The organism is uncultured Amaricoccus sp., from assembly GCF_937891315.1.
GTDB lineage: Bacteria > Pseudomonadota > Alphaproteobacteria > Rhodobacterales > Rhodobacteraceae > Amaricoccus.
In genome coordinates this window covers 16,588-38,482 of the sequence record NZ_CALAGI010000060.1, presented here as the reverse complement: position 1 = coordinate 38,482, position 21,895 = coordinate 16,588, and the positions used below count along the sequence as shown (strand labels likewise).

The 21,895-nt window shown below is 68.4% G+C and carries 20 protein-coding genes; 8 read left to right on the top strand and 12 right to left on the bottom strand.

The features are described from left to right. Positions 1-38 precede the first annotated feature (38 nt). Genes Q0480_RS05340 through Q0480_RS05325 form a run of 4 tightly spaced genes read right to left on the bottom strand, consistent with a single transcriptional unit; the run spans position 39 to position 3,681 of the window. Complete coding sequence (locus Q0480_RS05340; protein ID WP_299131333.1) at positions 39-1,217, bottom strand: Xaa-Pro peptidase family protein; 1,179 nt, start codon at positions 1,215-1,217, stop codon at positions 39-41. Positions 1,218-1,220: 3 nt separating this feature from the next. Continuing rightward, positions 1,221-1,637 (bottom strand): cupin domain-containing protein, encoded by a 417-nt coding sequence (locus Q0480_RS05335; RefSeq protein WP_299131332.1) that lies wholly within the window; start codon positions 1,635-1,637, stop codon positions 1,221-1,223. Then, positions 1,634-2,479, bottom strand: coding sequence for a phosphoenolpyruvate hydrolase family protein (locus Q0480_RS05330; protein WP_299131331.1), 846 nt, complete (start codon positions 2,477-2,479; stop codon positions 1,634-1,636). Before Q0480_RS05330 ends, Q0480_RS05335 begins: the two co-directional genes overlap by 4 nt. Positions 2,480-2,484: 5 nt before the next feature. Continuing rightward, positions 2,485-3,681: a Tm-1-like ATP-binding domain-containing protein gene (locus Q0480_RS05325; RefSeq protein ID WP_299131330.1), complete on the bottom strand. Its 1,197-nt coding sequence runs from the start codon at positions 3,679-3,681 to the stop codon at positions 2,485-2,487. 87 nt (positions 3,682-3,768) lie between these two features. Between Q0480_RS05325 and Q0480_RS05320 the strand changes: the two genes are divergently transcribed. The 7 genes from Q0480_RS05320 (at position 3,769) to Q0480_RS05290 (ending at position 10,343) form a co-directional block, all read left to right on the top strand. Beyond that, positions 3,769-4,410: a TetR/AcrR family transcriptional regulator gene (locus tag Q0480_RS05320; protein WP_299131329.1), complete on the top strand. Its 642-nt coding sequence runs from the start codon at positions 3,769-3,771 to the stop codon at positions 4,408-4,410. Positions 4,411-4,714: 304 nt separating this feature from the next. Next, positions 4,715-6,025: an extracellular solute-binding protein gene (locus Q0480_RS05315; protein ID WP_299131328.1), complete on the top strand. Its 1,311-nt coding sequence runs from the start codon at positions 4,715-4,717 to the stop codon at positions 6,023-6,025. A gap of 78 nt (positions 6,026-6,103) precedes the next feature. Continuing rightward, on the top strand, positions 6,104-7,015 hold the full coding sequence (locus Q0480_RS05310) for a carbohydrate ABC transporter permease (RefSeq protein ID WP_299131326.1): 912 nt from the start codon (positions 6,104-6,106) through the stop codon (positions 7,013-7,015). Position 7,016: 1 nt separating this feature from the next. Continuing rightward, entirely contained in the window at positions 7,017-7,976 is a 960-nt protein-coding gene (locus Q0480_RS05305; RefSeq protein ID WP_299131324.1) for a carbohydrate ABC transporter permease, read from the top strand. Then, positions 7,973-8,173, top strand: coding sequence for a hypothetical protein (locus Q0480_RS05300; protein WP_299131322.1), 201 nt, complete (start codon positions 7,973-7,975; stop codon positions 8,171-8,173). The genes Q0480_RS05305 and Q0480_RS05300 overlap by 4 nt, the downstream gene beginning before the upstream one ends. Continuing rightward, entirely contained in the window at positions 8,170-9,282 is a 1,113-nt protein-coding gene (locus Q0480_RS05295) for an ABC transporter ATP-binding protein (protein WP_299131321.1), read from the top strand. The genes Q0480_RS05300 and Q0480_RS05295 overlap by 4 nt, the downstream gene beginning before the upstream one ends. After that, positions 9,282-10,343 (top strand): ABC transporter ATP-binding protein, encoded by a 1,062-nt coding sequence (locus Q0480_RS05290; RefSeq protein ID WP_299131319.1) that lies wholly within the window; start codon positions 9,282-9,284, stop codon positions 10,341-10,343. Before Q0480_RS05295 ends, Q0480_RS05290 begins: the two co-directional genes overlap by 1 nt. Before the next feature lie 8 nt (positions 10,344-10,351). Here the strand turns inward: Q0480_RS05290 and Q0480_RS05285 are convergent, their stop codons facing one another. Genes Q0480_RS05285 through Q0480_RS05270 form a run of 4 tightly spaced genes read right to left on the bottom strand, consistent with a single transcriptional unit; the run spans position 10,352 to position 14,106 of the window. After that, on the bottom strand, positions 10,352-11,320 hold the full coding sequence (locus Q0480_RS05285; protein WP_299131317.1) for an NAD(P)-dependent oxidoreductase: 969 nt from the start codon (positions 11,318-11,320) through the stop codon (positions 10,352-10,354). 3 nt (positions 11,321-11,323) lie between these two features. Next, the gene (locus Q0480_RS05280; RefSeq protein ID WP_299131316.1) at positions 11,324-12,022 is read right to left on the bottom strand and encodes a FadR/GntR family transcriptional regulator; all 699 of its coding nucleotides are present in this window, start codon (positions 12,020-12,022) and stop codon (positions 11,324-11,326) included. Positions 12,023-12,026: 4 nt separating this feature from the next. Continuing rightward, positions 12,027-13,196: a mandelate racemase/muconate lactonizing enzyme family protein gene (locus tag Q0480_RS05275; protein WP_299131315.1), complete on the bottom strand. Its 1,170-nt coding sequence runs from the start codon at positions 13,194-13,196 to the stop codon at positions 12,027-12,029. A 22-nt stretch (positions 13,197-13,218) separates the two neighbouring features. Continuing rightward, positions 13,219-14,106 (bottom strand): sugar phosphate isomerase/epimerase, encoded by an 888-nt coding sequence (locus Q0480_RS05270; protein ID WP_299131314.1) that lies wholly within the window; start codon positions 14,104-14,106, stop codon positions 13,219-13,221. A 244-nt stretch (positions 14,107-14,350) separates the two neighbouring features. On the opposite strand from Q0480_RS05270, the gene Q0480_RS05265 reads away from it, so the two are divergent. Continuing rightward, a complete protein-coding gene (locus tag Q0480_RS05265) occupies positions 14,351-15,220 on the top strand; it encodes a sugar phosphate isomerase/epimerase (protein ID WP_299131313.1) in 870 nt (289 codons plus the stop codon). A 67-nt stretch (positions 15,221-15,287) separates the two neighbouring features. Here Q0480_RS05265 and Q0480_RS05260 read toward each other — a convergent pair whose 3' ends face one another. The 4 genes from Q0480_RS05260 to Q0480_RS05245 all read right to left on the bottom strand — a co-directional run bounded on the left by Q0480_RS05260 (position 15,288) and on the right by Q0480_RS05245 (position 21,819). After that, positions 15,288-18,326, bottom strand: coding sequence for a hypothetical protein (locus Q0480_RS05260; RefSeq protein WP_299131312.1), 3,039 nt, complete (start codon positions 18,324-18,326; stop codon positions 15,288-15,290). Then, positions 18,323-19,432 carry a cytochrome P450 gene (locus Q0480_RS05255; protein WP_299131311.1) on the bottom strand — a complete coding sequence of 370 codons (1,110 nt, stop codon included), beginning with the start codon at positions 19,430-19,432 and terminating at the stop codon, positions 18,323-18,325. The genes Q0480_RS05260 and Q0480_RS05255 overlap by 4 nt, the downstream gene beginning before the upstream one ends. A 291-nt stretch (positions 19,433-19,723) precedes the next feature. After that, on the bottom strand, positions 19,724-21,166 hold the full coding sequence (locus Q0480_RS05250) for a DUF1254 domain-containing protein (RefSeq protein ID WP_299131310.1): 1,443 nt from the start codon (positions 21,164-21,166) through the stop codon (positions 19,724-19,726). Positions 21,167-21,183: 17 nt separating this feature from the next. Further along, positions 21,184-21,819, bottom strand: coding sequence for a hypothetical protein (locus Q0480_RS05245; RefSeq protein WP_299131309.1), 636 nt, complete (start codon positions 21,817-21,819; stop codon positions 21,184-21,186). Between the last annotated feature and the right edge of the window lie 76 nt (positions 21,820-21,895).

Here is a 21,895-nt window from a genome sequence, read left to right as displayed (position 1 = left end):
GGCGTCGATCGGCGCCCGCGTCTTTCTTGCCTCGGGCTTCAGGCCGTTCCGCCGCGATTCCAGCCGCGGCCGTCGCCGCCGTAGAGATCGAAGCCCTGCTCGGTCACGGCGAGCGTGTCCTCGAGCTTGATGAAGCCGCGCCTCGGATGCAGCATCGTCGTCTCGACCGACAACACCATCCCCGCCCGCAGCGGGCGATCCGCGTCCGACCCTTCGTAGGTCACCGGATGGTTGGTCATCAGGAACGGCGCCTCGTGGGTGATGACGCCCATGCCGTGCGCGAAGAAATCGGTACAACTCCGGTTCGGCTGGCGCGCCAGCTCTCCCTGTCCGGCGACGATCACCTCGGCGCCGCGCGCACCGGCGCGGATCGCGCCAAAGGCCGCGCGCTGCACCGCCTCGATCTCGGCGAGCAGGTCCTCCAGTTCGGCGTCCGGCTCGCCGAGCACGCCCATCCGGCAGATATCGCCGATATAGCCGTCGAGATTGCCGCCGGAATCGATCGACATGACCTCGCCGGGGCCCCAGGCTCGCGGCGATCGCGCGCGGTTGTGCGAGGCGCCGAGAGTCAGCAGGCAATATTCGAACTGCAAGCCGCGCTCCGTTTCCTCGATGCGCAGCCGGTCGATGATCTCGCCCTTGGTCGATCCCTCGCGCGCCCAGGCGATCGTCGCGGCCATCGAGGCGCCGATCTTCTCCGAAGCCGTGCGCAGCAGGGTCAGTTCCGCCGGCGTCTTGACCGCCCGCAGCCGTTCGAGCACGCCGCGCGCATCCACCAGCGGCGCGTTCGGGAAAGCGTCGCCGAGGGCGCGGGCGGCGTCCAGCGGCAGGAAGCTCGGCTCGATGCCGATGCGCGGCGAGGCCGGCCCTTCGGCCTTCAGATGCGCGATCGCCGCCGCCATCGCATCCTCGGTGCCCCAGGCGACCGGCAGGAAGCGCGGGGTCCAGAATGGACGGTTGGCATGCTCGGCCCCCTCCATCCGGTTCGCGACGAAGGCGGTCCGCTCCGGCGCGCCGCGGGTATAGACGACGATCGGCAGGTAGCGGCTGTGGCCGATCGCATCCATCGCCGAGAAGAAGATGAAGCGATAACCGCCAAGCAGATACTGGACATTGTGCTTTGAGGTGACGAGCAGGACATCGATGCCCGCCTCCTCCATCAGATCGTCGAGATGCCCGAAGCCGTAGGGCAACGGGCTCGGCGCGAAATCTTCCATCCCTCAGCCTTCCCGCGCGATCAGGCGGAAATCGGGCAGATCCCTCAGCGCCTCTTCCGGCCCGGCCGGCGCATAGACGACGAAGATCCGCATCGTCCGCTCCCCGGTGTTCAGCGTCGAGTGGAAGCGGCTCTCGGGGATAAGGACCGCGCAGCCCGCGCGCACCGTCTGGGTATGCGGCGCGCCGGCCTCGTCCTCGACCATCTGCTCGCCCTCGCCTTCGAGGATATAGATGATCTCCTCGGAACCCGGGTGATTGTGCCGCGCGTGGCCCTGGCCCGGCGGCACCGTCACCACCGCGGCCGAGAAGCGTCGCGCGCCGTTGACGGTCGGCCCCAGCGTCACCGACAGCTGACCCCAGTCGAAGCCAAAGGCATCGACGTCGCCCGGGTATTTGTAGAGGTCCCTCACGTCGGTCATCGCTTGCTCCCTTCGCGCGTGAGCGCCTTGAAGGCGCGGGTCTGGTCGGCGATGGCGGTCTCGACCGGCAGGCGTTCCATCGAGCTCGCGCCATAGAATCCATGGCAGGACGGGCAGCGGTCGAGGATGAAGCGCGCATCCTCCGGCATCGCGATCGGCCCGCCGTGGCAGAGCACGATCACGTCCCGACGGACCGCCCGCGCCGCCGCCGCGATCGCCTCGATCTCGCCAACGCAGGTGGCAAGCGACTTGCCCGAACTCGCGCCGATCGCGCCGCCCGTGGTCACGCCCATGTGCGCGACGATGATGTCCGCCCCGGCCGCGGTCATCGCCGCCGCCTCGTCGGGATCAAAGACGTAAGGCGTGGTCAGGAGGTCGAGCGCGTGGGCGGCGGCGATCATCTCGACCTCGAGTCCGTAGCCCATGCCGGTTTCCTCGAAGCTGCGCCGCATCTGGCCGTCGAAGAGGCCGATGGTCGGGAAGTTCTGCACGCCGGAGAAGCCCATGTCCCGAAGCTCGGCCAGAAAGCGCGGCATCAGCACGAAGGGGTCGGTGCCGTTCACGCCGGCCAGCACCGGCGTCGATTTCACCACGGGCAGCACTTCGAGGGCCATTTCCTTGACGATCTCGTTGGCGTTGCCGTAGGCGAGCAGCCCGGATGCCGAGCCGCGCCCGGCCATGCGGTAGCGCCCGGAATTGTAGATGATGATGAGGTCGATGCCGCCCGCCTCCTCGGCCTTGGCGGAAAGGCCGGTGCCGGCGCCGCCGCCGACGATCGGCACACCCGCCGCGATCAGGCCTCGCAGCCGTTCGAGAATGCGGGCGCGGGGAATGGCTGCCATATGCGTCAGTCCTTGAGGAGGGATCGGAAGGTGGCGACCGCGGCCTCGGCGAAGGCCGGATCGTTGATGTGGAATGGCAACCGCTCGACGCGCCGCGCCTCGGTCCGCCTGATCCCGCGCTCCAGCGCGGCGAACAGGGCGGCGTCGGCTCGCGGGTCGTGGAACGGCTGGCCCGGCGCGTCGATCATCGAGACCCCGCCCTCGGGCAGCAGCAGGCGCACCGGTCCCTCGCAGAGGTTCAGCCGCGCGGCGATCCAGTCGCCGATCGCCGCGTTCTCCTCCACCGTGGTGCGCATCAGCGTCACCTGCGGATTGTGGTGGTAGAAGCGCCGCCCGGCATGGCGGGCCGGTATCGTCTCGGGCGCCCCGAAATTCACCATGTCGAGCGCGCCGACCGAGCCGACCCAGGGCAGGCGGTGCCGGGCGATGGCGCCGAACCGGTCCTCGGTCGCCGGCAGCGCGCCGCCGAGCAGCAGATCCGCGACCTCGGTCGTCGTGATGTCGAGCACGCCGTCGAGGACGCCTTCATCGGCGAGCTTCTCCATCGTCCGCCCGCCGGTACCGGTGGCATGGAAGACGAGGCAGTCGTATCTGTCGCGCAAGGCGGCGGCGATGGCGGTGACGCACGGGGTAGTGACGCCGAACATGGTGAGGCCGATGGCGGGTTTGCCGGCCGCCGGAGGCGCGGGGTGGGCGACCATCCCGGCCATCGCCTCCGCCGCGTTGTGGAGCACGATCCGGCTCATCCGGTTCAGTCCGGCGAGATCGGTGACCGCCGGCATCATCACGAGATCGGAAATGCCGACATAAGGCCCGACGTCGCCGGAGGCGAGCGTCGAGACCATGAGCTTCGGCAGTCCGTAGGGCAGGGCGCGCATCCCCGCCGTCACGATCGAGGTGCCGCCGCCGCCGCCGATGCCGATCACCCCGGCGACGTCCGACCGCCGGGCGATGAAGCTGGCGAAGGCCCGACCCATCGCCGCGACCGCCGCGCCCCGGTCCTCGCCGCCGAGCACCGCCGTCGCGCCGTCCGGGTGATGCGCGGCGACCTCCGCCGCCGGCACGTCCACCGCGATCGTCGGCGCGCGGATACCGATATCGACCATGGTGACGGCGACGCCGCGCGCGCGGAGGCAGTCCGCGAGCCAGGCCATTTCCTCGCCTTTGGTGTCGGCGGTGCCGACCACGTGCGTACGCCGCATCGCGCGGCCCTCCTCCCCCGACGGCCCTTCGCCGGGCCGGTCCCGTTTGTGCTTGATCCGATTTTGGGACATTAGTACCGTAATGACATGACTGTCCCGAGTCAACGTATCGAGATAGACCGTCCGGTCGCGGTTCCCGCCAAGGGGCCGCGCGCCCGGACGTTCCGCCTGATGGTCGAGGCGGCGAGCGAGATGCTGCGCGAGGGCGGCTCGCCCACGGTCAGCGAGGTGGCGGAGCGGGCCGGGGTCTCGCGCTCCACCGCCTACCGCTACTTTCCGACGCGCGACGTCATGGTGCGCGCCGTGGTGGCCGAGGCGCTCGGTCCGGTGCTCGACTGGACCCCGCCCGACGCGGGGCGGGAGGCACGGGTCGCCTCGCTGTTCGAGACCTCGTTCCCGCGGCTGCTCGCCAGCGAGGCCACGTTCCGCGCCGCGTTGCGCCAGTCGCTCGAGCACGGTGACGATGCGCCGCCGCGCGGGCGCCGGGGGCGCGGCCACCGGATCGAGCTGCTGGAGCTGGCCATCACCAACACGCGCGGCCGCCCGGCGGGAGCGGCGGAGCGACGACTCGCGCAGGCCCTGTCGCTGGTGTTCGGGGTGGAATCGATCGTCGTGCTCAAGGACATCTGGGGCCTCGGCGACGACGCGGTGTGCGAGGTCGCGCTCTGGACCGCCCGTGCTTTAACCCGCGCCGCCGCCGAGGAGAAGGTGGAGGTCCGTTCCGAGTAGTTGATCTGGTCAGACCAATAGGTGTCAATCCATCCCGAAACCCGGACATGCTCAAGAGGCAAGCTGGCGGTGAAATGATGATTTCGCCTTGCTTGTGACATTATTAGTTAATGCAATCAATGATTTTTGACCCGAAACAGCGCGCCGACCATGAACGGATCGCTTGACAGCGCATCCGGACTGGTAGTACCAAACTCCCTACGAAGCAACGGCCCGGGGGCGGCTGCTCCGGTGTGCGTCCCCCGCTGACCGACAAGAGAAGACGGTCCGAAGGACTGCGCGACGCGATAGGGAGGAATGCGAGATGACGAGACGAATGGTCGGCCTTCTGGCCGGCGGCGCGCTTGCGGCTCTGGCCGCCTTGCCCGCGGCGGCGCAGGAGCTGACGATCTTCTGGGCCGAATGGGATCCTGCGAACTACCTGCAGGAACTGGTGAACGAATACGAGGCCGAGACCGGCGTCACCGTCACCGTCGAGACCACGCCCTGGGCCGACTTCCAGACCAAGGCCTTCACCGAATTCAACGCCAAGGGCTCGGCCTACGACCTGATCGTCGGCGACAGCCAGTGGCTCGGCGCCGCCTCGACGGCCGGTCACTATGTCGACCTGACCGACTTCTTCAACCAGCACAAGGTCGGCGAGGTGATGGCGCCGGCGACCGTGAAATACTACGCCGAATATCCCGGCAACTCCGGAAAATACTGGGCGATCCCGGCCGAGGGCGACGCCGTCGGCTGGTCCTACCGCAAGGACTGGTTCGAGGATCCGAAGGAGATGGAGGCGTTCAAGGCCAAGTACGGCTACGATCTCGCCCCGCCGACGAACTGGCAGCAGCTGCATGACATCGCGGAATTCTTCTACCGCCCGGACGAGAAGCGCTACGGCATCGCGATCTATACCGACAATTCCTACGACGCGATGGCGATGGGCTTCGAGAACGCGCTGTTTTCCTTCGGCGGCGATCTCGGCAATGCCGAGACCTATCAGGTCGAGGGCTACATCAATTCGGACAAGGCGGTCGCCGCGCTCGAAGCCTATCGCGCGCTCTATGGCTTCACGCCGCCGGGCTGGGCCAAGACCTTCTTCGTCGAGGACAATCAGGCCATCACCGAAGGCCTCGCGGCGATGAGCATGAACTACTTCGCCTTCTTCCCGGCGCTCCTGAACGAGGCGACGAATCCGCACGCCAAGGAGACGGGCTTCTTCGCCAACCCGGCGGGGCCGGACGGCGACCAGTTCGCCGCGCTCGGCGGGCAGGGGATCTCGGTGGTCTCCTATTCCCAGAACCAGGACGAGGCGATGAAATTCCTCGAATGGTTCATCAAGGACGACACCCAGAAGCGCTGGGCCGAGCTTGGCGGCTATACCGCCTCGGCCGCCGTGCTCGAAAGCAAGGAGTTCCGCGAGGCGACGCCCTACAACGAGGCCTTCTACCAGACGATGTTCAAGGTGAAGGACTTCTGGGCGGTGCCGGAATATGCCGAGCTCCTCAGCCAGATGAACCAGCGGCTCTATCCGTATGTCGTCGGCGGCGAGGGCACGGCCAAGGAGGTGCTGGACGCGCTGGCCGCGGACTGGACCGAGACTTTCAAGAAATACGGCCGCATCAACTGACGGCCGCGAACGCCGGAGGAGGGCCTCGGCTCTCCTCCTTTCGCCATTGACGCAGTACCGACGTCCCGGAGGCCCGCCGTGGCAATCAATTCGCTGGCCACGGGCCAGGTCGAGACGGCCCGTGCCCCGCGCTCCCGGGGGATGAGCGATCTTGCGATCCGCAATCTCTTCATCATCCCGACGATCGCCTTCCTGATCCTCTTCAATATCTTCCCGCTGATCTATTCGCTGGGCTATTCCTTCACCGACTTTCGCGCCTCGACCAACGAGCCGGCGAGGTTCGTCGGCCTCCAGAACTATCGCGACCTGCTGTCCGACCCGTTCATCTGGCAAAATTTCACCATCACCGCGAAATACGTGATCATCTCGGTCACCGGTCAGGTGGTGGTCGGCTTCGGCGTCGCGCTGCTGCTCAACCGCCCGATCCCGCTGAAGGGGCTGCTCACGACGCTCCTGCTGCTGCCGATGATGCTGTCGATGGCGGTGGTCGGCCTCTTCTGGAAGCTGCTCTACGACCCGTCCTTCGGCATCATCAACTACGCCTTTGGCCTCGGCAATTTCGAGTGGCTGGCGAACCCGCGGATGGCGCTCTATGCGATCGCCATCGCCGATATCTGGATGTGGGCGCCGTTCGTCATGCTGCTCTCGCTCGCCGGCCTCTCGGCGGTGCCGAAGCATCTGTACGAGGCGGCGGCGATCGACCGCGCCGGCCCGCTCTATACCTTCTTCCGCATCACCCTGCCGCTGGTCGCGCCGATCCTGATGATCGCGATCATCTTCCGCACCATGGAGGCGTTCAAGACCTTCGACATCGCCTATATCCTCGCCAGCCAGCCGACGACCGAAGTGATCTCGATCCGCCTCTACAAGATGGCCTTCCAGCAATGGCAGACCGGCGTCAGCTCGGCCTTCGCCTATATCGTGCTGATCATGGTGCTGGCGATCACCAACATCTACGTGAAATACCTCAACAAGGTGAAGGAGCGCTGAGGTGGCCGCCGTTCGAGCCAAGGGCGAGGTGTTTCGCCACCGTCTCGCGATCACCGCCCTGCTGATCGTGACCTTCCTGACGCTGGCGCCGATCCTCTGGATCACCGCCACCGCCTTCAAGCCGCGCAACCTCGCCACCACCGTCCCGCCGACCGTGCTGTTCGAGCCCGAGGTCTCGGCCTTCGTCAAGCTGATGGTCAAGCGCAGCCAGCTGCGCGAGCCCGCGACGCCGGAGCAACTCGCCGCCGCGCCCTGGTGGGAGCGGCTGGTGCTGGAAGGCGGCGAGAAGGTGGTGCGTTCGGGCAAGGGCGTGGTGCAGCTCTCGGGCTATCCCAGCCGCTTTCTCAACAGTCTGATCGTCGCCACCATCTCGACGCTGCTCGCCGTCTCGATGGGCACGCTGACCGCCTATGGCTTCTCGCGCTTCCGGGTGAAAGGCGAACAGGACTGGCTGTTCTTCATCCTCTCGACCCGCATGCTGCCGCCCATCGTGGTCGCGATCCCGATGTTCCTCATGTATCGCGCCGTCGGGCTCAACGACACGCATCTGGGGCTGATCCTGCTCTATACCGCCTTCAACCTCAGCTTCGCGGTCTGGCTGATGAAGGGCTTCATCGACGAGATCCCCAAGGAATACGAGGACGCGGCGCTGGTCGATGGCTATACCCGGATGCAGGCGTTCTTCCGCATCGTGCTGCCCGAGGCGACGACCGGCATCGCGGCGACGGCGGTCTTCTGTTTCATCACCGCCTGGAACGAATATGCCTTCGCCCTGATCATGACCAACCGGCGCGCGCAGACCGCGCCGCCCTTCATCCCCTCCCAGGTCGGATCGGGACTGCCGGACTGGACGGTGATCGCCGCGGGTACCGTGCTCTTCCTGCTGCCGGTGGCGGTCTTCACCTTCCTGCTGCGCAACCATCTGCTGCGCGGCATGTCCTTCGGAGCGATCCGCAAATGACCTTTCCCGAGCTCAACCACCGCTGGCTGGTCCCGGCATCGGAGATCACCATGGTGTTCGGCATCATCGCACTCTGCCAACCCTGGAGCGACTTCCTGCATCGCTATGGCGTTGTCATCATCCTCGCCGGTCTCATCGCCTTTTCGGTCCTGACGAAGCTGCGCGCGCCGACGTCGCGCGACGAGGATCCCGCGTGAGCCCCCGGATCGAGCTTCGAAGCGTCGACAAGTATTTCGGCGCGCTGCATGTGATCAAGGACGTCAATCTGACGGTGGAGGAGACCGAGTTCATCGTCTTTCTCGGGCAGTCCGGTTGCGGCAAGACCACCACCCTGCGCGCCATCGCGGGCCTCGAGACGATCGACTCGGGCGAGATCCTGCTCGCCGGCCAGCCGGTGCAGGACAGGCGCCCGGAGGAGCGGGACATCGCCTTCGTCTTCCAGTCCTTCGCGCTCTATCCGCATATGACGGTCTACGAGAACATGGCCTTTCCGCTGCGCGCCGTCGGCCGGCCGCGCGCCGAGGTCGATGCCACAGTGCGCCGCGTGGCCAAGGTGCTCCAGACCACGCATCTCCTGCGCCGTCGCCCCTCGGCGCTGTCGGGCGGGGATCTGCAGCGCGTCGCGATCGGCCGGGCGCTGGTGCGCAACCCGAAGGCGATGCTGATGGACGAGCCGATCGGCAGCCTCGATGCCAAGCTCCGCGAGGAGATGCGCGCCGAACTGAAGCGGCTGCATGTCGAGCAGGGCTCGACAACGATCTACGTCACCCACGACCAGATCGAGGCGATGAGCCTCGCCGACCGCATCGTCGTCATGCATGGCGGCGTGCTGCAACAGGTCGGAACCCCGGCGGAGGTCTATGCCGATCCGGTCAATCTCTTCGTCGCCCAGTTCGTCGGCAGTCCGGTGATGAACGTCGCCGAGGCGACGCTGGCCGAAGTCGGCGGCGCCGCCTCGGTCACCGCCGCCGGCGCCGCGGCGCCGTTCGCCGTGCCGTCCGCGCTGCTCGGCCAGGTCGCGGCCAAGGGTGGCGCGGGCCGGGGCCTCGCGCTTGGTGTGCGGCCCGAGGCGATCGAGGTCGCGCTGGAAGCGCGCGACGGCTTCACCCCGGCCGAGGCGCATATCATCGAGCCGCTCGGCTCGCACGATATCGTCGATGCCAGGCTTGGTGGCGTCACCTTGCGCGCCCGCACCCGTTCGGGCTTCGTGCCGCGGCCGGGTCAGCCGGTCTGGCTTCGGCTCGATCCGTCGCGGCTCCATATCTTCGATAGCGCGACCGGCGCGTCTCTGGGGGTACGGCTCTGATGGCACGGATCGAGCTCAGGGGAGTGAGCGTGCGCTTCGGCGGTGTGTCCGCGCTCGAGGATGTCTCGCTCGATGTCGCCGACGGCCAGTTCTTCGTCCTGCTGGGCGAGACCGGCGCCGGCAAGACCACGACGCTGCGCCTCGTCGCCGGGCTGGAGAAGCCCGATGCCGGCCGCGTCCTCATCGACGGCCGCGACGTTACCGACTGGGGCGCCGCCGAGCGCGACGTGGCGATCGTACTGCAACATTATTCGCTCTATCCGCGCTATACGGTGCGGCAAAATCTTGAATTCCCGCTGAAATCGCCGATCCGCGCCACGCCGCCGGCCGAGATCGCCGCGCGTGTCGCCCGCGTTGCCAAGACGCTGCGGATCGAGCATCTGCTCGACCGCAAGACCGACCGGCTGTCGGGCGGCGAGATGCAGCGCGTTTCGATCGGGCGCGCCATCGTGCGCACGCCTCGCGCCTTCCTGATGGACGAGCCGCTGTCCGCGCTCGATGCCAAGCTGCGCGAGACGCTCCGGGCCGAGCTCAAGGACCTGCAGATGACGCTCGGCGCCACGTTCCTCTTCGTCACCCACGACCAGATCGAGGCGATGTCGATGGGCGACCGGATCGGCGTCCTTGACAAGGGGCGCCTGGTTCAGGTCGGCACCCCGCGCGAGATCTACAGCGATCCGGTCAGCACCTTCGTCGCCCGCGCCGTCGGCAGCCCGGCGATGAATCTCCTGCCCGGCGAGGCGCGGGGCGGGCGGGCGGTGATTGGCCCGGACGGCTTCGCGCTCGCGCTGGAAGGGGCGCCGCCGGATCGCCCGCTGATCTTCGGCATCCGCCCGGAGGATATCGCGCTCGGCGGCGCGGGCGTGCCGGCCCGGGTCGCCGATGTCGAGAATCACGGTGTCGAGCAGATCGTGACCCTGGAGGCCGGCGGCCACCGCCTGCGCGCCACCGCCCCGGTGACCCAGCGCCTCGTCGCCGACGAGATCGTCCCCCTCGCCTGGGTCCCGTCCAAGGTCATGGTCTTCGACGGCGAAACCGGCCGCAGCCTCCGCCACGGGTGAAGCCTGCCTCAGACCGGGAACCGGGTCCGATACAGCGCCTCGACCTCGGGATTGCGGAAATTCACCGGCAGGTGGTTGCCGAGAACGCGGATCACCTCGTCCGCGGCGCCGTCGCCCATCCGCAGCATGCTCTCCTCGGTGACGCCCGACATATGCGGGGTCAGGATCACGTTCGGCAGGGCGAAGAGCGGATCGTCCGAGGGCAGGGGCTGCGTCTCGAAAACGTCGAGCGCGGCGCTGATGCGCCCCGTCCGAAGCTCCGCCACCGCCGCCGCCTGGTCGATGATCGGCCCCCGCGCCACGTTGACCAGCGCCGCGCCGGGTTTCATCGCCGCGAGACGGCGCGAGTCGATGATGCCGCGGGTCTCCCCGGTCAGCGGGCAGCAGACGACCACCACATCCGCCCGCGCCATGAGATCGTCGAGCGCCACGCCCTCGATCTCCGGCGGCAGCGTCTCCGGCCGTCGCGTGGTCGCGATCACTCGCATGCCGAAGGCACGGCCCAGCCCGGCGAGCGAACGGCCGATATTGCCGAAGCCGAGGATGCCGAGAACCGCGCCGGCGAGCTCGCGATTGGTGTCGACCAGGTCGCGCGCCACCGTCCAGCCGTTCGCCCGAAGCTGGCCGTCGACGATCCGGAACCGCCGGCGGAGTGCTATCGCGGCGAAGATTGCAAACTCCGCGACCGTGGACGCGTTGGCGCCGGGCACATTGGCGACGAGCACCCCGGCGGCGGTCGCCACCTCCATCGGCACCATGTCGAGCCCGGCGCCATGCCGGACCGCGGCGCGCAACCGGCGTGCCCGGGCGAAATACTCCGCCGGCACCGGTGCGCGCACCACGATGACCTCGGCGCCGGTTCCCTCGGCGAGGATCGCCTCCGGTGTCGGCGCGCTGGCCACGAGATAGTCGCCGGCCGCTTCCAGCCGTGCCGTCACCGTCGGATGCAGCCGGTGCGTCGAGAAGATGAGCGCCATCGCCTATTCCGCCGCCGGCTCGACCCGGGCGTCCAGAAGCCCCTTCCAGTAGCTTTCGGCCCCCTGGAGATGGGCGTTCATCAACGCCTGCGCCAGATTGCCGTCCCGTCGCCGCAACGCGTCATAGATACCGAGATGCTCGGCATGAGACTGGGCGCAGCGGCTCGGATCGCCGAAATAGATCGGCAGCCGCCGCAGGCCGACCGCGTAATAGACGCCGCAGACATTGTAGAACACCGTGTTGCGCGTCGCCCGCACGATCTCGAGATGGAAGTCGCGATCCTCCTCGGCCAGCGGCTCTCCCGCCGCGATCCGCCGCTCGGACGCCGCGAGGATCTCTTCGAGGCGAACGAAATTTTCCTCCGTCGCGCGCTGACTCGCCAGCTCGGCCGCCTTTATCTCGTGGATCTTGCGCAGTTCGACCGCCTCGTAGATCCGCACCGGATCGAGCGGCAGGCCGGCCTGCGCGAAGAGCGCCATCGCATCGACCGAGGCCGAGCGCGCGGTCAGGAAGATGCCCGACTTCGCCCGCCGTTCGACGATGCGCATCGCCTCGAGCACCGCGAGTGTCTCGCGGATCTGGCCGCGACTGACGCCGAAATGCTCGGCCAGCTCCCGCTCGGACGGCGTGCGGCCGCTCTCCGCCGCGGAACTCGCGTAGAGATGGGCGGTCAGCTCGGGGAGCAGGTTCTTTTCCGTCATCCGCTCAACAGCTCTTCACGTGCGCGCCCAGGAAGCTCTCGGATATCGTGAAGCCCAGGCCCGGTCCATCCGGGATCGCCACCATTCCGTCGCGCGCCACCACCGGCTCCTCGATCAGGTCATGGATCATCGGATTGGCGCCGCAGGAAAATTCGATGGTGAAGCTCGCCGGGCTCGCCGCGCAGAGATGCAGCCCGGCGAAGAAGCAGGGCGCGCCGGCCCAGAGATGCGGCGCGAAGCGCAGATTGAAGCTCGCCGCCAGCGCCGCGATCCGCTGCGCCTCGGTGATGCCACCGCAGAAGGCGGGATCGGGCTGCAAGATGTCCGCGGCGCGCAGTGTGACGAGATCGCGGAAGTCAAAGCGCGTCGCCTCGGATTCCCCGGCCGAGATCGGCACCGAGGTCGCGGCCCGCACCTCGGCCATGCCCGGCTTGTCGTCGCCGATCACCGGCTCCTCGAACCAGGCGAGGTCGCAGTCCTCGACCATCCGCGCGAAGCGCTTGGCACCCGCGACGGTATAGGTGCCGTGCGCGTCGACCGCGATCTCCACGTCCGGCCCCAGCGCCGCGCGCGCCGCCCGCACCCGGGCGGCCGAGACATGCGGCGGGCCGTCCATCGCACCGACGCGCATCTTCACGGCGCCGAAGCCGCCGATGTCGATATAGGAGCGCAACTGCGCGCCGATCTCCGTCGCCGGCGCCCAGCCGCCCGAGGCATAGGCCGGCAGCCGGTCGGCCTTGCGCCCGCCGAGCAACTGCCAGACCGGCTGGCCGAGATGCTTGCCCAGAATGTCCCAGAGCGCGATATCGACCGCGCTGATCGCCGCGACGCCGAGGCCGCGGCGGGCGAGCGCCGGCATCGCATGGCCGGACCGCGCGGCGGTATCGGCGCGTGTCTCGTTATAGAGCATCTCCCAGATCGGCGTGATATCGCCCGCCCGCAGCCCGATCAGCCTCGGCCCCACCTCGTCGTTCAGCAGCCGGGTGAGCGCGCCATAGCTGCCGGCGCTGCCGGCCGCGTTCTTGCCCTCGCCCCAGCCGACCAACCCGTCCTCGGTCTCGATCCGCAGGATCGCCGCGTCGAAGGTGCGAAGCGTGCCGAAGTCGCTTCGGTGCTGACGGGCGGCCGCGATGGGGACGCTGATCCATCGGGCCTCGACGCTCTTGATGCGCATGGGGATCTCCCGCCCGGCGGCGCTACCGGATGAGCGGCAGGAGGGTTTCGGAGGTGATCCGCATCTGGCCGTCGTAGAATTCCTCGGTCAGCAGGCTCGAACCATGGTCCTGGATGAACTTCAACTGCTCGGGCGAGATATCGACCGGGTTACGCTCGACCATCTCGGGATAGATCGCCGCCGGTGTGCGATCGACCGGCGCCACGAACTCGTTGGTCAACGCCCCGTCATAGCCGATCTCCCTCAGCGTGCCGACGATCTTTGGCCAGTCGATATGCCCGAGCCCGGCGGCGAAGCGGTTGTTGTCGGCGACGTGGAAATCGTACAGCCTCTTGCCGGCGAGGCGGATCGCGTCGTGGACGTTACTCTCCTCCATATTGAGGTGATAGGCGTCGAGACAGACCCCGCATTCCGGCCCGACCGCGTCGGCCAGCGCCAGCGCCTGGGCGCATCGGTTGAAGAGATAGGTCTCGAACCGGTTCAGCGGCTCGATCGCGATCCGCACCCCGCGTTTCTGGGCATGGGCGAAGCATTCCCTGGTCGCCTCGACCACCCAACCCCATTCCTCTTCCTCGGTCGCGTCCGGCACCACCTTGCCGACCGTGGCCGGCACCAGCGTCACGATCTCGCCCTCAAGCTCGCTGACCATGGTGATCACCGATTTCACATAGTCGACCGAGCGCGCCCGCTGGCCTTCGTCCTTCGCCGCGAGATTGCGTTCGCCGAGCGTCAGCGTCACCGCGCCCCAGCAGCGGATCCCGTGCTCCTTCAGCAGACGTCGGGTCTCGCCGACCTCGTACTGCTCGGGTTCGCCGGAGATCTCGATGCTCTCATAGCCATATTTCCTGATCCGCCGCAGCGTCACTTCCAGCGGCTCGGCCCGCATCCAGTTGTGGGTCGACAGATGCATCGCGTTCCTCCCTGTCCTTGCCGAATCGACCCTGCGATCGGGCCGAGTCCGCCATCTGGTTCTACCAGATTGTCTGACCCAAACACCTAGTCCAAACAATCCCGTCACGCAAGTCGCCTCGCATCTGGCCGGGAGTGACGATTAACAAAGCAAAAACGGATATCATGGCGCGGGCCGGCGTGCGATCGCTTGCCAGCTGGTGGTGAGAATTGGTAATACCAAATCAGCGGCATGGAGGAAAAGAATGAAGGTCGGAATGTGCATGTTCCTCTGGACCACCCACGTGACCGGGGAGCACGAGGCCCTGATGCGCGACATCCGCGCCACCGGCTTCGACGGCGTCGAGATCCCGATCTTCGACGGCGAGCCCGACCACTACGCGCGGCTCGGCGCCTTGCTGGACGAGATAGGGCTTGAACGGACCGCCGTCTCGGCGATGGGCGATCCGTCGATGAACCTGATCGGCGACCGGGCGGAGCGCGCGGCGGGCATCGCCTACATGACCAGGGTGATCGACTGCGCGGCGGCGCTCGGCGCGACGCGGCTGTCCGGGCCGCTGCACTCGACGCTCGGCCGTTTCTCCGGCGAGGGGCCGACTTCGGAGGAGCGCGCCCGCTCCGCCGCCAGCCAGCGCACCATCGGCGATCACGCGGAGAACCGCGGCGTCGTCGTCGGGCTCGAGGCGCTGAACCGGTTCGAATGCTATCTCGTCAACACGATGGACCAGCTCGCCGAGCATCTGGCCGAGGTTGGCCATCCGAACATCCGGGCGATGTACGACACCTTCCACGCCAATATCGAGGAGACGGACCCGATCGGCGCCTTCACCCGCTACCGCGAGTTGATCGCGCATGTGCATCTGTCGGAGAACGATCGGGGCGTGCCCGGGCGCGGCAACATCCCCTGGGCCGAGACCTTCCGCGCGATCCGCGCCTCGGGCTATGACGACTGGCTGACCATCGAGGCCTTCGGTCGCGGCCTGCCGGCGCTGGCCGCCGCGACCAGGATCTGGCGCGACCTCGCGGAAAGCCCCGAGGTGGTCTATCGCGACGGGCACCGGCACATCCGCGAGGGCTGGGCCGCGGCCGAGGCCCCGGTCGCGGTGGTTGCCTGAGCGCGGCGGTTCGGCGCGAACGCTCCGAAACCGGCCCGAATTCCGTCCGGGCCGTCGCCTTCCGCGCTCATGAACCGGCGAGGAAGCTCAGGATCTGACGGCCCGGAAGGAAGAAGTAGCCGCCACCACGCATGGTGACGAAGCGCGGCAGCGGGTCGAGGCCGACGGGACCCCGGCGAGACGGGATGGTGAAGCCGCGGCGGCCCGCCACGGCGTTGCCCGCGATCGGATCGACCTCGGCGGTCAGCCCATGGAACTTCGCGCTGCCCATCCAGGTCTGCTGGATGAATTCGAACTGTCGCTCGATATCGCCATTGAGACACATGAACATCAGCCCGGCCGTGGTCTTTCCGTCCTCGCCGAGATAGCCGCGCCCGACGCGGATCACGCGGTGGCGGTTGCTGATGGCGATCTGGTCGTTCGAGCCGGGCGACAGGCTCTCGCGCGGGTTCACCCGGCGCACGTGCGAACCGTAGGGGCAGCGCACGCCCTGCGGGTCCTCGGTGCCGAACAGGAAGTCATTGTCAGGGGTTACGGTCGGCGCATCGGCTTCCTCCGGGTGGGCGATCGCCGCCTCGATCGTCGGTGCCGCCATGTCGGCCGGCCGGCTCTCCGGTCGCGAGGCGGCGGCCATCGGGTCGCGGCCGGTGATCCGCTTCAGCCGGCTCGCCGCGAGATAGGGGTTTCGGACGAGCGACGAGCCATCCTGCCAGCGGCCGATCATCTTGGCCCCGACATAGTCCGCCATGCTGTCCGCGTCGGTCAGCAGGGGCAGGTCCGGGAAGGCGCCGTCGAGGCGTGCCCCTTCCCGGCGGCAGAAGTCGCGGAACCCCGCGGCGTCCTGCTCGAGCTGGCGGATCACCAGAAACGAGCCGTTGTAGCCGACGAGGCGCGGGTTCTCGGCCACCGTCTCGGCAAAGCCTTGCGCGCGTCCCGAGATCGGCAGGCGCAGGCCCGGGTCGTGCTCGGCGGCCATCGCCGGGCCGGGGGGGATGTTGCGGTGGTTGTCGGGGTAGCCGAGCACGAATTCTCCCGGCTCGACCAGGTGGATGGGATCGTCGTTGCGCAGGCCGCGGTAGGTGCCGCGCATGGCCGGCTGGGACACGCCATCGACGAAGCCGAACGGCTCCTTCCGGTCGGCGAGATTGTCGGCGACGGGGGTGAGATCGATCGCGTGCGCGATATACCCACCCGCGGCCTTCGTGAGCTCGACGATCTCGCGGCCGAGTTCGTCGATCGGGCGGGGCGCGTCGCCATCGGGCAGGTCGCCATAGACGAGCAGGGCGATATCGTTGCCCTCCGCGCCCCAGGCCCAGTATTCGCGGCCGTTGGCCCCGACATCGCCGAGGATACGGTCGCGACCTTCGGCGTGCATCCCGTGCAGGAAAGCGGCCGGAAAGCTCTGGAGCGCGCCCGCTTCGAGCCCGAGCCGGGCGAGGCCCGACGGGCTCGCGGCGAAGCTGAGCAGCGCCGGCGCGGTGGCATAGCGGCCGTCGTTGAAGGCGACGCGCGGAAGGATCCGGGCCAGCCAGTTCTGGTTGGCGGCGATGTCCTTGCCAAGCTCGATCAGCATCAGGCGGCCGTCCGGCTTGAAACCCATGCCGCCGAAGACCAGGCTCTGGATCTGGGTGGTCTCGAGCTTTTCCGGCGGTCGCGGGGCCGAGCCGAAATGCGTCAGCCATTCCACGGCGTCCGCTTCGGTCATGGCGGCGGAAATCCCGCGCCGGATGAGCTGGTTGGCGCGGATGTTCGCGGTGGTGAGGTCGGGATAGGCGCTGTACCAGAACGGGGTGTGAACCATGCTGGCACGAGCGTAGCGCTTGAAACGCTCGCCATCGGTGGCGCCGTCGGAGAACAGGTTGCGCGTCCGCGGGAAGCCGACGGTGTTCGACCAGACCGCCGTCAGGCCGGCATGCGCCTTGGTGATGAAGTCTTCGAGATAACTCTCCCAACTGCCGCCGAAATTCGAGAAGAACAGCAGATCGCGCGTCCCGGGCAGCGTCACCCAGCGCGCGAAGTGGATGGTGCCGATATCGCCGAGATGACCAGGCTTGGGGTTGAGCGCCGTCAGCCGTGCGATCGCCCAGAATGCCAGCCGGATGGTGAGCTTCCGGATCGGGCCGGGCTTAATCACCGTCTGCGAGACCATGTGGTTCTGCGCGAAGCCATCGGCGTTCTCGCGTCGGAACATTTCCGCCAGCTCGCCGCGATCGGCGCTTCGGTCGGACAGCCAGTCGCGCGCTTCCTGCCGTGCGAAGATCAGGTAGAGGGCGCCGAGGGTGACGACCAGAAACAGGATGAGAAGGCCGAGGAGCGCGGCGAGAAAGCCGAGGATCTGCTTGAGGGCATCGAACCAGTGGGCGGAGCCGGGGGGCCAGTAGCTCCAGGCATCCGGCCAGGCGAACCAGGCGCAGAGCGGAAGGAAGACGAGGATCAGCGGCCAGAGGAAGGTGGCGACGAAGCCGGGGGCCAGCCGGACCACCTTCGCCAGCGTGCCCGGCTCCTCGGCGATGGCGAAGACCGGCGGCGGCGCGGGGTCGAGCGCCCAGCGGTGCGTGTCCGAGGCGGCGAGCGCGCGGCGCACCGCGTCGATGCGGCGCAGCGGGGGCGTCTCGGAGGGCAGGGTCGCGAGGATCCGCCCCGCCTCCTCCGCCAGCGCATGCTCGGCCTGGATCGTCGCCACGCCCTGCCGCGGGGTGCCGCCGAAGGCGAGGCCGACGGTATCGAACAGGCCGTGCCCGACCCGAAACCGGTGCGCCCGCCAGTAGCCGGCGATGCCCTCGCCCGGCCGCCAGTCGGTCGCGCGGGCGAAGATCGGCTCGAACAGGCGGCCGGCGCGGCGGGCCAGTTCGTCGATCACGAAATCCTCGCCGCCGTCGGCGGAGATTTCGAGCACGAGGTGGCCGCGGCGGCCGTCGCCGCCGGCCAGAGCGTGCAGGCTCGCGAAATGCAGGAACGGCGCGCCATCCTCCACCGCCGCGCGCAGGGTTGCGTCGGCCGGGTTGCCGAGCGCCGCGTCGATCTGGGCGCGGACGACCTCGACCTCGCCGATCGCGATGGGCGCGGCGATCGTCACCATGGACTGAATGGCGGCGGTGGCTGTCATCGCGCGGCTCCCTTGTCGATCCTGACCGGCATCCTGTCCGGGAACGGCCCGACCCATTTCATCGCGCCGTCGGGCCTCGCGCCGGCGTCGAGCAGCGTGCCGACCAGCAGGGGGATCTGGATCGCATTGACCACGCGCCCGGCGCAGGGGTGCAGTCCGCCGCCGAAATGCAGATAGGCCGCCATTGGCCGGTCGGGCCGCGTCTCGCCGGGATCGGGGAAGGCGTCGGGATCCTGCATCGCCGCCTGGGTCCAGGCGATGACCCGCGTACCGGCCTTGATCTCGACGCCGGCGAGCACGGTGTCGGCCGCCGCCTCGCGCAGCAGGATCGGATTGTGCGGCCAGCGGCGCAGGGCGTCGAGGCAATAGCCATGGATGTCGAGGCCCGAGCGCCAGCGTTCGAGCATCCGCCCGGCGAGCCCCGCATCGTCGCGGACGACGCTGAACACCCGCGCGAAAGTCGATGTCGTCGTATCGACGCTGCCGACGAGCATCCCACCGAGCGTGCGCCGTACCGCGTCGTCGTCCAGTGCTCCGTCCGCGAGCAACGCTCCCATGAGGTCGGCCCCGAGATCGCCCGAGCGCCGTCGTCGATCGATCTCGACGGTGAACCAGTCGCGCATCAGCGGGGCGGCCGAGAGGGCGCGCGCCTCGATCTTCGCGTCGCCGCCGATGTTGAGAAAGGTGTGATGGAAGATCGCCCGGACCACTTCCGCGAAGAGATCGCGGTTCGCGGGAGCGATACCGAAAATCGCGCTGGCGGTGGAAAGGGCGATCGGCCGCGCGTAGTCCGCGATGGCGTCGAAGCGCGGCGCGCCCGCCGCGACACTGTCCCGAGCCGCCGCCCTCGTCTTGTCGGCGATCGTCGCGAGGTCGATCCTGCCGAGCGCGCGATAGAGCGCGGCGCGTTCGCGCGTCAGTTCGGGCGAGCGATCCATCCCGAGGATGAAGGCGCCGCCGTTCACCGCGTCGATCCGGGAGGCGTTCACCGGAGCGATGGAAAAGTCGAGGTCGCGGCGCAGGACTTCGACGACGTCCGCGTGCCGGATCGCGAAAACCCGCCGGCCGAGCCTCAGTGGCCCGCCCTTGCCTCGGGCGCCCCGCACGCCGAGCCGTGCGAGCAACGACGGAAGGGTCCTGCCGCCGAGAAGACGGCCAATCGGGGACAGGCCGCGGGGCGGGGTCCCCACGGCGTCGAACGAATCTTGCATGACAAACCGGCCAAAATTGCCTGGAAGTCACATTATACTTAAAATCCGAGTGAATGCACCACGGAACATAGCGGGCGACCTTCGCCGAGCCCGGTGGAACGCCGGACGACCGCGGGCGTCGGCATGCCGGCGGCGCGGTGCATCCGTTGAGGGGGTGCCGGACCAAGGGGGCCGGCACCCGAGCTTTCAGCCGACGCGGCGGACCGCCGGGATCGTCCAGGAGCCGTCGAGGATCGACGGGGTGCCCTCGTCGGGCCAGTAGAGGCGGAGCATCAGGACGAAGCGGTCCTTCGGCGCCGGCAGCCAGTTCGACTCCTTGTCCTTCCCCGGACTCTCGTGCTGGATCAGGATATCGACCGACCCGTCCGCGTTCGCCTGCAGCGACTGGCGCTCGCTGATCGAATAGCGGTCAATGGGATTGGCAACGAAGAAGTACTTCTCGTCGTACATCGTCAGCGACCAGAAGCCCCGCACCGGCGGCAGAGCACCTTTCGGGAAGGTCAGGACCCACTTCTCCGACCCGGTATAGTGCCGGAACGGCAGGAGGCCGGCGGGGGCCGTCGAGGTCGGATAGACCGCGTCCTGCGGGCGGTTGGCGCCGAGGCCGATCGCCGCGATCAGCGCCCGCTGCAGATATTCGGTGCCATAGAGCCCGGTCAGCAGGGTAAAGCCCCAGCCGTCGATGTTCTTCACCTGTCCGCCGCTGTCCTTGAAGTGCAGCATGATCCGCGCGAACCCCAGGTCGGGGATGCGCTTCTTCAGCAGCGGGTCGAGCTTCGAGACGTCGAAGTCCTTGCCGGCGACGATGCCGATGTCGGCGAGCTTGTCGAGGAGCGGCGCGTCGGCGGCGGCCGGCGGGTTGTGCTTCATCAGCTCGCAGGCGAGCGTGAAATAGGCGTCGATGTCGAGGGCGTTCACCTGGTCGCGCACCGGCGTCTTCATGTCGATCTTCGGATCGACCACGCCCGCCGGCGCCGTCCAGTCCTTCTTGTCCCACGCGCTGAGCGGCGCCAGCCGGATCTCGTCCTGCAGCTTGTGGACGGCGGCGTAGTCCTCGGGCGTCCCGGTGCAATAGATGCGACCGAGGAGCCAGACGAGGCTCGTCGGCGACTTGTACTCGACCACCCCCTCGGGGAGCGTGCCGCTCCACCCCGGGCCGGTGATCGCCCAGGTCTGCGGGCCGGTGCCGGTGGTGCGCTTGCCCGGCACGTCGAACACCGTGGTCCAGGCGTCGAGCATCGGGAAGAGCGCGTAGCGGTCGGCGAAGTCCGGCAGCGAGACGAGCCACGGCTCCGTGCCGACATCGACGAAGCTCGTGGTGTAGAGCGTGTCGGCGTTCGGCGCGGTCACGTCGCGGAAGCTCGCGTCGGGATACTCGCGGAGCTTGATGAGATGGCCCATCGGGCCGTGCGTGCCCTTGACCTCGGCGGCGTTGGTGATCACCCGCCTCGTCATCTCCATGGTCACGAGCGGGTAGAAGTAGGCATAGGCTTCGAGCGCGAGCCAGAGGTCCGCGCCCCCTTCGCGCAGGTCGTCGAGCGGGCCGTCCTGGGCCGCGGCGAGGCCGACTTGGGAGACGCCGGCGAGAAGCGCGGCGGTCCCGAGGAGGTTGCGGCGTGAAAGCATCATGTCAACAGGATTCCTTGTCAGTAGCACGGCGGATAGGGCGGATAGCCGCAGGCCGGGCGAGGGGCGGCCGCGGCGGCGGCGCCTGCGTACCACGCGCCGCGATAGGCGGTGCGGCGGGCGACGCCCGCGAAGGACAGCGGCGTGAGCGGGCGACCGATGATGTCGATGAACACCGCCGCCGGACCGTTGGCGCCGGTCAGGCTGCCCTCCAGCACATCGACGTCGAAGACGAGGTCGGCGCCCTGCATGGTCGGGTTCTTCAGGGTGACGACGGCGTCGAGGATCGTCTTGTCGTCGTCGCCGAAGACCGAGACGGTGGCATTGGGCGGGTCGGCGTGGAAGCTGTCGGGGTAGCTCGGGTTCCACTCGTCGAGCAGCGTGCTGGTCAGCGCGTGGCCGGCCGCGCGGACCGGCCGGTCGGCGAACACGATGGAGTTGCCGGCGATGTTCTTCAGGGTCAGCGTCGTCCCGTCGAGCACGGCGCCGCCGGCGTTCATGACGATGAGCGAGGGCACGACCTCCGGGCGAGCCTGGCCGATCGTCTTCTCGAGCGGCTGGTGCGGCGGCGCCGCGGGCTGGGACTGGGCGACGCCCGGCGCGGCCGCGAGGAAGGCGGCGGCGAGCGGGACGAACAGGGAGGCGAGGCGGAGCATGGTGGGTGTCCTCGGAAGATGCCGCGGATCGAAGCAGTCAATCGGGGTCCTGGCGATCAGTGCCGGACCCCGCCTG